Origin of the sequence: Streptomyces scabiei 87.22 (genome assembly GCF_000091305.1) — a bacterium.
Lineage (GTDB): Bacteria > Actinomycetota > Actinomycetes > Streptomycetales > Streptomycetaceae > Streptomyces > Streptomyces scabiei.
The window spans coordinates 8093207-8105321 of sequence record NC_013929.1 but is presented as its reverse complement, the minus strand read 5'-3'; the positions used below and the strand labels follow the sequence as shown (position 1 = coordinate 8105321).

The 12115-nt window shown below is 71.3% G+C and carries 10 protein-coding genes; 6 read left to right on the top strand and 4 right to left on the bottom strand.

Annotated elements, in window-relative coordinates; translation table 11 throughout:
- The first annotated feature begins 317 nt into the window (after positions 1-317).
- From SCAB_RS35075 to SCAB_RS35065, 3 genes are all read left to right on the top strand, one after another.
- Positions 318-1106 carry an MIP/aquaporin family protein gene (locus SCAB_RS35075; RefSeq protein WP_013004857.1) on the top strand — a complete coding sequence of 263 codons (789 nt, stop codon included), beginning with the start codon at positions 318-320 and terminating at the stop codon, positions 1104-1106.
- A gap of 100 nt (positions 1107-1206) precedes the next feature.
- Positions 1207-2745: a glycerol kinase GlpK gene (glpK, locus tag SCAB_RS35070; protein WP_013004856.1), complete on the top strand. Its 1539-nt coding sequence runs from the start codon at positions 1207-1209 to the stop codon at positions 2743-2745.
- Positions 2746-2799: 54 nt separating this feature from the next.
- Positions 2800-4416 carry a glycerol-3-phosphate dehydrogenase/oxidase gene (locus tag SCAB_RS35065; protein WP_013004855.1) on the top strand — a complete coding sequence of 539 codons (1617 nt, stop codon included), beginning with the start codon at positions 2800-2802 and terminating at the stop codon, positions 4414-4416.
- Positions 4417-4708: 292 nt separating this feature from the next.
- On the opposite strand, the gene mtnK is transcribed toward SCAB_RS35065, so the two are convergent.
- Genes mtnK through SCAB_RS35045 form a run of 4 tightly spaced genes read right to left on the bottom strand, consistent with a single transcriptional unit; the run spans position 4709 to position 9624 of the window.
- A complete protein-coding gene (gene mtnK / locus SCAB_RS35060) occupies positions 4709-5887 on the bottom strand; it encodes an S-methyl-5-thioribose kinase (protein WP_013004854.1) in 1179 nt (392 codons plus the stop codon).
- Positions 5888-5902: 15 nt separating this feature from the next.
- Positions 5903-6949, bottom strand: a complete 1047-nt coding sequence (locus SCAB_RS35055) for an ABC transporter permease (protein WP_013004853.1) — start codon at positions 6947-6949, stop codon at positions 5903-5905.
- A 25-nt stretch (positions 6950-6974) separates the two neighbouring features.
- Positions 6975-8528, bottom strand: a complete 1554-nt coding sequence (locus SCAB_RS35050) for a sugar ABC transporter ATP-binding protein (RefSeq protein WP_013004852.1) — start codon at positions 8526-8528, stop codon at positions 6975-6977.
- Positions 8515-9624, bottom strand: coding sequence for a substrate-binding domain-containing protein (locus SCAB_RS35045; protein ID WP_041670015.1), 1110 nt, complete (start codon positions 9622-9624; stop codon positions 8515-8517). Before SCAB_RS35045 ends, SCAB_RS35050 begins: the two co-directional genes overlap by 14 nt.
- Before the next feature lie 549 nt (positions 9625-10173).
- On the opposite strand from SCAB_RS35045, the gene SCAB_RS35040 reads away from it, so the two are divergent.
- The 3 genes from SCAB_RS35040 to mtnB are packed head-to-tail and all read left to right on the top strand — an operon-like array spanning position 10174 to position 12109.
- On the top strand, positions 10174-10773 hold the full coding sequence (locus SCAB_RS35040) for a 1,2-dihydroxy-3-keto-5-methylthiopentene dioxygenase (protein ID WP_013004850.1): 600 nt from the start codon (positions 10174-10176) through the stop codon (positions 10771-10773).
- Positions 10770-11504 (top strand): acireductone synthase, encoded by a 735-nt coding sequence (gene mtnC, locus SCAB_RS35035; protein WP_013004849.1) that lies wholly within the window; start codon positions 10770-10772, stop codon positions 11502-11504. The genes SCAB_RS35040 and mtnC overlap by 4 nt, the downstream gene beginning before the upstream one ends.
- Positions 11501-12109, top strand: a complete 609-nt coding sequence (gene mtnB / locus SCAB_RS35030) for a methylthioribulose 1-phosphate dehydratase (protein WP_013004848.1) — start codon at positions 11501-11503, stop codon at positions 12107-12109. The genes mtnC and mtnB overlap by 4 nt, the downstream gene beginning before the upstream one ends.
- The last annotated feature ends 6 nt before the right edge of the window (positions 12110-12115 follow it).

Sequence of the window (12115 nt, the reverse complement as noted above, 5' to 3'; positions counted from 1 at the left end):
CACGCACACGGCGAGGGCCGGGCCACCCCGCGGGGTGGCCCGGCCCTCGCCGTGTGCGCGCGCGTCCCGCGCCCGCCCGTCCGGCCCCCGCGCGGTCGCTCACAGTGCCCTTGAGCAGCAGTTTCAAGATCGATGGGCCCGTTCGATCAATAACGATCGCGTTTTAGACAACAGAGCTCTTGACGCACCTCAGACACCGAGCAAGACTCCCGTCCATCGGTCGACATTGTCGAACACCTACCGGCAATACGCGCTAGAGTGTGACAACGCCATGGGCCGAACTCTTTCCCCCTGGACGAAGGACAAAGGAGTCGCGGGTGTCCAGCTCCGACATCTTCATCGGCGAGACCATCGGTACCGCCCTACTCATCCTGCTCGGCGGCGGCGTCTGCGCGGCCGTCACGCTGAAGGCCTCCAAGGCCCGTAACGCCGGTTGGCTCGCCATCACCTTCGGGTGGGGTTTCGCCGTTCTGACGGCCGTCTACACCTCCGCGCCGCTGTCCGGCGCCCACCTCAACCCGGCCGTCACCCTCGCGCTCGCGCTGAAGAAGGACGGCATCCCCTGGGGCGACGTCCCGATCTACTGGGGCGGTCAGCTGCTCGGCGCCATGATCGGCGCGGCGCTGGTCTGGGTCGCCTACTACGGCCAGTTCCACGCCCACCTCACCGACCGCGAGATCGTCGGCGAGCCGGCCCCGGCCAAGTCCGTCGAGGCCCGGGAGAAGGGTGCGGGCCCCGTGCTCGGCATCTTCTCCACCGGCCCCGAGGTCCGCGTCGCCTGGCAGAACGTCGCCACCGAGGTCATCGGCACCATCGTGCTCGTCCTCGCGGTCCTGACGCAGGGCCTGAACGGCGACGGCAAGGGCCTCGGCACGCTCGGCGCCCTGATCACCGCCCTCGTCGTGGTCTCCATCGGTCTGTCCCTCGGTGGCCCGACCGGTTACGCGATCAACCCGGCCCGTGACCTCGGCCCGCGCATCGTGCACGCCCTGCTGCCCCTGCCCAACAAGGGCGGGTCGGACTGGAGCTACGCCTGGGTCCCGGTGGTCGGCCCCCTGATCGGTGCCGCCATCGCCGCAGGCCTCTACAACGTCGCATTCGCCTGAGAAACACGTTGAGCCGCCGTTCCGCGGGCCCGTCCCGCGGAACGCTCAGCACGCGCCGTACGTACAGCCCGTTGACCAGTCGACCTTTCAGGAGCACACCGTGACCGACGCCCACACCGCCGGCCCCTTCATCGCCGCGATCGACCAGGGCACCACCTCGTCCCGCTGTATCGTCTTCGACCGCGACGGGCGCATCGTCTCCGTCGACCAGAAGGAACACGAGCAGATCTTCCCGAAGCCGGGCTGGGTCGAGCACGACGCCACCGAGATCTGGACGAACGTCCAGGAGGTCGTCGCCGGAGCCGTCGAGAAGGCCGGCATCACCCGTGACGACATCAAGGCCATCGGCATCACCAACCAGCGCGAGACCACGCTGCTCTGGGACAAGAACACCGGTGAGCCCGTCCACAACGCCATCGTCTGGCAGGACACCCGCACCGACGCCCTCTGCCGCGAGCTCGGCCGCAACGTCGGCCAGGACCGCTTCCGCCGCGAGACCGGCCTGCCGCTGGCGTCGTACTTCGCCGGCCCGAAGGCCCGCTGGCTGCTCGACAACGTCGAGGGCCTGCGCGAGCGCGCCGAGGCCGGCGACATCCTCTTCGGCACCATGGACTCCTGGGTCATCTGGAACCTGACGGGCGGTGTCGACGGCGGCAAGCACTACACCGACGTCACCAACGCCTCCCGCACCATGCTGATGAACCTGCACACGCTGCAGTGGGACGAGAAGATCGCCGAGTCGATCGGTGTCCCGCTGTCGATGCTCCCCGAGATCCGCTCCTCCGCCGAGGTGTACGGCGAGGTCACCGGCGGCCGCCTCGGCGACCTGCTCGGCGGCATCCCGGTCGCCTCCGCGCTCGGCGACCAGCAGGCGGCCCTGTTCGGCCAGACCTGCTTCGAGGAGGGCGAGGCCAAGTCCACGTACGGCACCGGCACGTTCATGCTGCTGAACACCGGTGAGAAGATCATCAACTCCTACAGCGGCCTGCTGACCACGGTCGGCTACCGGATCGGCGACCAGAAGCCGGTCTACGCGCTGGAGGGCTCGATCGCCGTCACCGGTTCGCTGGTGCAGTGGATGCGCGACCAGATGGGCCTGATCTCCACCGCCGCCGAGATCGAGACGCTGGCGCTCTCGGTCGAGGACAACGGCGGCGCGTACTTCGTACCGGCCTTCTCCGGCCTGTTCGCCCCGTACTGGCGCTCCGACGCCCGCGGTGTGATCGCCGGTCTCACCCGGTACGTCACCAAGGCGCACCTCGCGCGCGCCGTCCTGGAGGCCACCGCGTGGCAGACCCGTGAGATCACGGACGCCATGACCAAGGACTCGGGCGTGGAGCTCGCGGCCCTCAAGGTCGACGGCGGCATGACCTCCAACAACCTGCTGATGCAGACCCTCTCGGACTTCCTCGACGCGCCCGTGGTGCGCCCGATGGTCGCCGAGACCACCTGCCTCGGCGCCGCCTACGCCGCCGGTCTCGCCGTCGGCTTCTGGAACAGCACCGACGAACTGCGCGCCAACTGGCGGCGGGCCGCCGAGTGGACCCCCCGCATGGACGCGGAGACCCGCGACCGTGAGTACAAGAGCTGGCTCAAGGCCGTCGAGCGGACCATGGGCTGGCTCGAGGACGAGAGCTGAGCCAGAGCCCTCGACGGCTCCGACACCGGCTCTGATGAGGAGTAATAACCCGACATGACCAGTCAGACCACCCTGCAGACCCTGCCTGCCCTGGGGACGCGCCCGGCGTCCGGCTCGAACCCGAGCCGTGCCGAGACCCGGGAGCAGCTCTCCAAGGCGTCGTACGACCTCCTCGTGATCGGCGGCGGCATCCTGGGCATCTCCACCGCCTGGCACGCCGCGCAGTCCGGGCTCAGGGTGGCTCTGGTCGACGCCGGCGACTTCGCCGGCGCCACCTCCTCCGCCTCCTCCAAGCTGCTCCACGGCGGTCTGCGCTATCTGCAGACCGGCGCGGTGAAGCTGGTGGCGGAGAACCACTTCGAACGCCGTGCGGTGTCCCGCCAGGTGGCCCCCCACCTGGCGAACCCGCTCACGTTCTACCTCCCCGTGTACAAGGGCGGGCCGCACGGCGCGGCGAAGCTCGGCGCGGGCGTCTTCGCCTACTCGGCGCTGTCGGCCTTCGGTGACGGCGTGGGGCATCTGCTCTCGCCGTCGAAGGCCGCGCAGGACGTGCCCGAGCTGCGCACCGACAACCTCAAGGCCGTGGCCGTCTACGGCGACGACCAGATGAACGACTCCCGGATGGCCCTGATGACGGTCCGCGCGGCCGTCGAGTCGGGTGCCGTCGTCCTGAACCACGCCGAGGTCACCGGACTGCGGTTCACCCGCGGCCGGGTCACCGGTGCCGAGCTGCGCGACCGGCTGTCCGGCGACGAGTTCGGTGTGAACGCCCGGCTCGTGCTGAACGCGACCGGGCCGTGGGTCGACCACCTGCGCAAGATGGAGAACCCGGACGCGGCCCCCTCGATCCGCCTCTCCAAGGGCGCGCACCTGGTCCTGAAGCGGACCGCCCCCTGGAAGGCCGCGCTCGCCACCCCCATCGACAAGTACCGCATCACCTTCGCCCTCCCCTGGGAGGACATGCTGCTGCTCGGCACGACCGACGAGATGTACGAGGGCGACCCGGCGGATGTCGCGGTCACCGAGAAGGACACCGCCCAGATACTCGACGAGGCCGCGTTCTCCATCCGCGACCAGCAGCTCGACCGTGACCTGATCACGTACTCCTTCGCCGGACTGCGGGTGCTGCCGGGCGGTCCCGGCGACACCGCGAAGGCCAAGCGCGAGACGGTCGTCACCGAGGGCCGGGGCGGCATGCTGTCCGTCGCGGGCGGCAAGTGGACGACCTTCCGGCACATCGGCCGCACGATCATGAAGAAGCTGGAGGCGCTCCCCGGCCACCCGCTGGGCGAGGACTTCGAGCCGGTCGCCTCCCTCCCCAAGAAGCTGCCGCTGCCGGGCGTCGCCAACCCGCGCGCAGTGGCCCACCGCCTCCTCGTCGACCGCCCGGCGCCCGGCCCCCGCATGGGCGCCGACACGGCCCGCCACCTGGCCACGCACTACGGTTCGCTGGCCTTCGACATCGCCCGCCTCGCCAACGAGAACCCCGAGCTGGGCGAGCGCGTCCACCCGGACGCCCCCGAGATCTGGGCGCAGGTCGTCTACGCCCGCGACACCGAGTGGGCCGAGACGTCCGACGACGTCCTGCGCCGCCGGACGACGCTGACCATACGCGGCCTGGCGACGGACGAGGTCCGGGCGAAGGTGCAGGACCTGCTCGACAAGAAGTGACCGACTCTCGGTCCGGCCCCTCCCCCTGACCGGGGCCGGACCGGGCGCACCAGGGCGGGCCCCGAGCCGATACGGCACCGGGGCCCGCCCCCTCTGTGTCCGGCACCCGGCGCCGGAACTGCCCCGGCCGGGATCACGCGGCCCGGCGCTCACAGGGCGCCGCCTGCGCCCACCCTCCCCCACTCTCGGCTTCGCTCGAGCGGGAGGTGCCCCCATCGCCCCAGCGGCACGACTGCGCGCAGCCGAAGCAGGGGAGGTGGGCGGCCCGAACACTCCCGCACTCGGCTCAGCCCTACCCGGCCGCACTCGACTCCACGACCGCCCGGACGGCCGCAACATCCCGCAACTCCTCGCGCCGCACTATCAGTTCACGCCCCAGCAGCAGGGCCCGCCGGGACGCCGGGACCGGATCGTCCAGCGTCGTCAGGTCCGTGAGATGGGCGAAGCCGATGACGCGCCGGACGAGTTCCGTGCCGGCGAAGCCCAGGGACTCGGTCCAGACCCGGGCCAGGAAGCGGTCCAGGTAGGCGTCGTCGAAGAAGGTGTCGACGCGGGTGGGCCAGAGGCGGCGGAACTCGGTCTCGAAGGCGTCCCAGGACAGCCGGAGCTGGTCGCCGTGGTCCGTGAGGGTGCCGAGGGCGCGGGCCCGTTCCTCGGAGACGAGGGCGTTGGCCCAGTACAGGCCGAGGTCGAAGCCGATGGGGCCGACGAAGGAGAACTCGGGGTCGAAGACCCGTACGACGGGGGCGCCGTCGCGGGTCCCGACCATGACGCTGCCCGAGTGGAGGTCGCCGTGCAGGAGGGCCTGGGCGCTCGTCATGAAGACATGGCGCAGGTCGGCGACCTCGGTGCGCAGGGCGCTGTCCGCGCGGAAGGCGGCGGCCAGGTCGTCGAGCGCCGGGTGCCAGTGGTTGTGTTCGTGCTCGATGTACGGCTCGGAGAGGACGACGTCCTCGGTGATCCTGCACAGCTCGGGGTTGACCGAGACGGCGATCAGCGCCTTGCGGTCGGCGGAGTCCATGCCGAAGTCGCTGGTGGCGAAGGAGAGCCGGGCGACGAGGCGGCCGATCTGCGGAGAGGTGTGCGGACCGTAGGAGGCGCCCTCGTTGAGGAGGGTGCGCAGGACCTCCAGGTCGGAGAGGTCCTCCATGACGAGGGCGAAGTTCTCGGGGTCGTAGCCGTGGATGCCGGGGATCTCGTCGGGGGCGACCTTCGCGAGCTGCTCGTAGGCGCGGGCCTCGGCGTCGGCGCGGTCGGGGCTCAGCGGCCAGGACGGGCCGGCGACGCGGACCCAGGGCAGCGCCTGCTTGAGGGCGAGGCTGCGGCTGCCGTCGCGGTTCGAGGCGAGGAAGACCCGGTTGACGTTGCCGTCCGAGACCTCGCGGACGGTGATGTCGCCGGTGTCCTCCCAGTGGCCCCGCTCTCGCAGGTACGCGGGGATGTCGTCGGTCTCCAGGATGCGGTAGCCCATGGTCGGTGAACTCCCTTATGCGGTACGGCGCTTGGACAACGTGAAGCTGAAGACCAGGGCGAGGATGAGGACCGCGCCCTCGACGACGTCCTGGGTGTAGTACGGCAGGCCCTTGATGGTCAGGCCCGTGGTGATGATGCCGATGAGGACGGCACCGAGGGCGGTGCCCCAGACGTTGGGGCGGCCCCGGCCGAGGACCGACGTGCCCACCAGGGCCACGGCGACCGCCTCCAGCAGCTGGGAGGTGCCGGCGCTCACGTCGCCCTGCCCGATGCGTGAGGCGAGGATCAGGCCGCCGACGGAGGCGAGGACGCCGGAGAGGACGTACGCCAGCGCGCGGTACGCGCCGACGCGGATGCCGGCCAGGCGGGACGCCTCGGGGTTGGCGCCGATCGCGTAGAAGACGCGGCCCCAGCGGGTGCGGGCGAGGAAGACCCAGGCGGCGACCGTCAGCGCACCGAAGATCAGGACGGAGACGGGGATGCCGAGGACCGTGCCCCGGTCGATCTTCAGGAAACCGGCGGTGAACCTGCCGGGGGCGGTGGAGCCGTCCTCCAGGGTCATGCCGGGGGTGATCGACTGGCCGTCGACGAGGATCAGCTTGGTGCCCTGGATGACGAACATGGTGCCGAGTGTGGCCAGCATGTCGGGGATCTTCATGACCACGATCAGCAGGGCGTTGAGCAGGCCCGCGAGGGCGCCCGCCGCGAGGACGGCGAGGATCGCGACGGTGCCGATCTGGTTGAACACGACCATGCTCTGGGCGGCGACCGAGACGCCGAGGCCGGCGACCGCGCCGACGGACATGTCCATGCCCCCGACGGCCATGGTGAGGGTGACGCCGAGGCCGAGGATGGCGGCGACGGAGACGTACCGGAGGGTGTCGAGGAGGGTCGCCGACTCGCGGAAGGAGCCCTCGCTCAGCGCGAAGTACGCGAACAGCGCGACCGTGACGAAGATGAAGCCGTACTTGATGACGGCGTTCTGGACGCGTACGGCGGTGCCGGCGGCGGGCGGGAGCGTCGCCTTGGTGGGGACTTCCGTGCTCTGGGTGGTGGTCATGGCGTAGTTCCTCAGGGGGCCGGGGTCACACGGACGCCGAGATGGTCTGGATGACGCGGTCGCGTTCCGCTTCCGCGCCGTACGCGTCGAGGTGGATCTCTCCGGCGGCGAGCACGACGACCCGGTCGGCGACCTCCAGGACCTCGTCGACGTCGGCGGACAGGACGAGGACGGCGGCGCCCTCGGCTGCGAGGGCACGCGCGCGGCGGCCGATGTCGCGCCGGGCGCCGATGTCCACGCCTCGGAACGGCTCGTCCAGGATGAGGACGCGCGGGGTCTCGGCGAGCCAGCGGCCCACGACGACCTTCTGCTGGTTGCCGCCGGACAGTTCCTCGACGGTGCTGTGCTCGTCGCGGGCGACGACGCCGAGGGCGTCGACGGTGGCGCGGCCGAGGGCGTTCTCCCGGGCCGTGTTCATCAGGCCCAGCCGGGACAGGGACCTCAGGAACGGCAGGGAGATGTTCTGGGCCACCGACCAGCCGGGGACGAGGGCGTCGGCGTGCCGGTCCTCGGGGACGAGGTGGACGCCGCCGCGGATGGCGTCGGCGGGGCGGCGGGGCGTGTACGGCCTGCCGTCCAGGGCGACCGTGCCGGTGGTGAAGGGTTCGGCGCCGAAGAGGCCGCGGGCCAGCTCGGTCTTGCCGGCGCCCAGCAGACCGACGACGCCGGTGACCTCGCCGGTGCGCAGGTCGAGGTCGAGCGGGGTGCGGCCCTCGAAGAGGCGTACGCCTCGCAGGGAGAGGACGACGTCACCCTGGTCGCCCTCGCGGACCGGGCGGGCGGTGGTCGCCCCGTGGGCCTGGGCGAGCATCGCGCGCAGGGCGGCGTCCCAGTCGAAGGGGCGGACCTGGTCCTCGGTGAGACGGCCGTCCCGCAGGACGACCAGGCGGTCGGCGACGGCGTCGATCTCGCCGAGGCGGTGGGAGACGTAGAGGACCGCGATGCCGTCGTCGCGCATCCGCTCGACGAGCGCGAACAGGCGCTCGGCCTCGGCGGCGGAGAGCGCGGAGGTCGGCTCGTCCAGGACCAGCAGGCGGGGGCGGGTGGCGAGGGCGCGGGCCAGGATGAGCAACTGGCGGTCGGAGATGCCGAGTTCGGTGACGTCCCGCTTGAGGACGGCGTCGCTCCAGTCGAGGCCGAGGCCGGCCTGGATCTCCCGGGCGCGGGCCAGCAGCCTGCCGCTGTTCAGGAACGGGTTGCCGCGGCTCTGGGCCAGTTCCTCGAAGACGAGGTTCTCGGCGACGGTGAGGCCGGGGACCACGCCCTCGCCGATGCGCTGGTGGACGGTCTGGATGCCCAACTGCCGTGCGGCCAGGGGGCTCTGCAGGGCGGCCGGGGCGCCGTCGACGAGGATCTCGCCGCCGTGGTCGGCGTGCACCCCGGAGAGGATCTTGATCAGCGTGGACTTGCCGGCCCCGTTCGCGCCGAGCAGCGCGACCACGCTGCCCGGCGCGATGTCCAGCGAGACGGAGGCGAGCACCGTCCTGCCGCCGAAGGACTTGCTGACGTCCCGCAGGCGGACGGCGGGGACGTTCCCGCCGCCGTCCGCCCGCCCGGCGCCGGTGTCAGTGGGCGACATTCGCGATCCAGTCGGCGGTCGAGACCTGCGACAGGTTCAGCGCGGGCAGCGCCTTGCGCAGCTGGTCCATGTTCGCGATCTTCTTCTCGCGCAGGAAGTCCTGGGTGATGGCGACGGCCGGGAACTCGACGGAGGTCTTGTTCAGCTGACCGGCCAGCTCCAGAGCGGTGGTGCGGACCACCGCGGCGCCGACGGCGGACGGGTCCGTGCCGGCGGTGGCGACCCAGGGGCTGCCCTCGGCGGTGATGGCCTGGATGTCGGCGTTGGAGACGTCCGCGCCGAAGACCTTCACCTTGTCCTGGAGCTTCTTGTTCTGCACGGCGAGGACGGCTCCCTTGGCCAGCTCGTCGTAGGGGGCGAACACGCCCGCCACGTCGGGGTGCTGGGTGAGGGCGGCGGAGACGAGGGGAACGTTGTCGGTGGCCGTGGAGTCGGTGACCTTGCCGACCTTGAACTCCTGCTTCCAGCCCTGGCCCCCGACCGTGGACTTCCAGACGGTGTCGCGCTTGTCGAGGGCCGCGTAGCCGGCGACGTTGACGTAACCGACCTTGGCGTCCTTGCCGACCTGCTTCGCCATGACGTCGAGGACGGCCTTGGCCATGCTCGCGTCGTCCTGCTTGGTGGAGACGACGCCCTTGGTGGCGGTCTCGACGTCGTAGACGACGACCTTGACGCCCTTCTTCACGGCCTTGTCGATCTCCGGCTGGATCGTCGCCGGGAAGCCGTGGTCGATGATGATCGCCTTGGCGCCGGAGTTGATCGCGGAGGAGAGGTCGGTCGCCTGCTTGGCGTTGTCGGCCTGGGCGTCGTAGACGGTGAGGTCGATGCCGAGGGCCTTGGCCTGGGCCTTGGCGCCGTTGCCCCACTGCTCGAAGTAGTCGCCGGCGCCGCTCTGCCGGACCAGCGCGACCTTGACCGGGCCGTCGGCGAAGGGTGCGGGCTTCTTGCCGGTGGCCGCGGCGGCCTTGGCGGCGGTGTCGCCGGTGTCCTTGGAGGCGTCCGTGGACTGCGCGCAGGCCGACAGCAGCAGGGCCGAGGCGGAGGCGAGGGAGAGGGCGGCGAGGGGGAGGCGGGTACGACGGGGCGAGCGGGGCATGACGGCTCCAGGTGCGGTGCGGTGCGAGGGGAGAAAGGGAGTACTCGACCCGGAGCGGGGGCGGAAATGCGCCACCGTGCGGTGCACGGCGAACGCCCGGGACATCAGGCCGTGCCGGGGCGCGCCGGGGCTCCGGGAGTGGTCAGCGACAGCTGGCCGTGGTCGACCGGAGCAGGTCCACGTACAGCCGCCGCACGAGCAGCAGCGTCTTCATACGCAGATCATGAGAACGATTTCAGCCATGCGTCAAAGAAATGAGAGCGGTTTCTCAACACGTGAGACAACGACTACGTCACACATGGCCGGTACACGGACCGGAGTTACGATCGCGGTACCGGCACCCGGCCGGCACCCCGGTGAGGCCCCCATGACGACGATCGACGCGACGGCGCAGCGCCTGCCCGCCGGTACGCGCCGGTGTCCCGGCGCCCTGTGTCACCGCTGACCGGTCGCTCGCCCCTCGCTCGCCCCTCGCTCGCGCTTCCCTCAGCCTCCCGGGTACTTGTCTCGGTATCCGGACATCCCTTCCAGATTCACGGAGTTGCTCTCATGACCCTGCTGACCACCTGGCCCGAGTCCGGACCGGAGACCCTGGTGCGCCGCACCAGCGACCCCGTCGAGATCGCGGCCGCGCTTGCACCGCTCGGGGTGCGCTACGAGCAGTGGCCGATCCGCGAGGACGTCCCGGCCGACGCCGACAGCGAGACCGTGTTCGCCGCGTACGGCCCGGAGATCGACCGGCTCAACGCCGAGGAGGGCTTCACCACCGTCGACGTCCTCGGACTGCACCCGAGCGACGACCCGGAGTTCCCGGCGAGGGCCGCGGCCGCACGCGCCAAGTTCCTGCAGGAGCACACGCACGACGACGATGACGAGGTCCGCTTCTTCGTCTCCGGCTCCGGCATCTTCTATCTGCATGTGAACGGCGAGGTGCACGCGGTCTACTGCGAGAAGGGCGACCTGCTGGGGGTGCCGCGCGGGACGACGCACTGGTTCGACATGGGCACCACCCCGTCGTTCACCGCGATCCGCTTCTTCCACGAGGAGGACGGCTGGATCGGCAACTTCACCGGCTCCGCCATCGCCTCCCGCTTCCCGGACTACGACACGATCGACGCCGGGTACCGGCAGGACAGGGCAGCGGCGTGAGCCAGGCCCTCGGCCTCCACGCCGTCGACTCCGTGGTGCTCGACATCGAGGGCACCACGAGCGCCACGGGGTTCGTGGTGGACGTGCTCTATCCGTACTCCCGCTCTCGCTTCGGAGCGCTGCTCTCGGAGCGGAGCGGTGATCCGGAGGTGGCGCGGGCGGTGGCGCAGGTACGGGACCTCATCGCCGAGCCGGACGCCGACGTCGTACGCGTCGAGCAGGCCCTCCACGCATGGCTCGACGAGGACCGCAAGGCGACCCCGCTGAAGACCCTCCAGGGCGTCATCTGGTCCGAGGGCTTCGCCCGCGGCGACCTCGTCTCCCACTTCTACGACGACGTCCTCCCGGCCCTGCGCGCCTGGCACGCGGCGGGCGTACGCCTGCACGTGTACTCCTCGGGTTCCGTGGCCGCCCAGCGCGCGTGGTTCCGGTCGAGCCCCGAGGGCGATCTGCTGCCGCTGGTCGAGGGGCTGTACGACACCGAGAACGCGGGCCCGAAGCAGGAGGCCGCCTCGTACCGCGCGATCGCGGGGGCCCTCGGACTCTCCGCGACCCCGGAGCGCATCCTCTTCCTCTCCGACCGGCCCGGCGAGCTGGACGCGGCGCGGGAGGCGGGCTGGCGGGCCGTCGGCATCCGCCGGCCCGGGGAGCCGTACTACGAGCCGGGCGTCGGCGACCACGCCGAGGCGAGGACGTTCGACGAGATCACCATCACGAGGAGCAGCGCATGACCACCGAGATCTCGGCACTCGACCTGGAGGAGGCCGGTGCCGTCCTGGCCGCCGAGTCGGCCCGCTTCGCCTCCTTCGGCTGGATGCGCGGCACCTCGGGCAACCTGTCGGTGGTGCTGTCCCGCGACCCGCTGCGACTGGCGGTCACCGCGAGCGGCCACGACAAGGGTGAACTGACGGCGGCCGACGTGGTGCTGGTCGACGGTGCCGGTGCCGCCGTGCGGGGCGGCAGGCCGTCCGCGGAGGCCGAGCTGCACGCGCGCGTGGCCGCGCTGACGGGGGCCGGCGCGGTGGTCCACGTGCACACCGTCGCCTCCGTGGCGATGGGCCGCCGCGAGCCCGGCGGGATCGTCTTCCGGGATCTGGAGATGCTCAAGGGCATCGGCCGTCCCGCCCACGACGTGGAGGTCACCCTCCCCGTCATCGCCAACAGCCAGGACATGAAGGTCCTCGGCGACCGCCTGGAGGCCGCCCGCGACCCGCACATGCCGGCGGTGGTCGTCGCCGGCCACGGCCTGTACGTCTGGGGCGCCACGCCCCGCCAGGCCCGGCACCACACCGAAGTGGTGGAGTGGCTGCTGGAGCTGGAGCTCACCCAGCGCTGACCCACT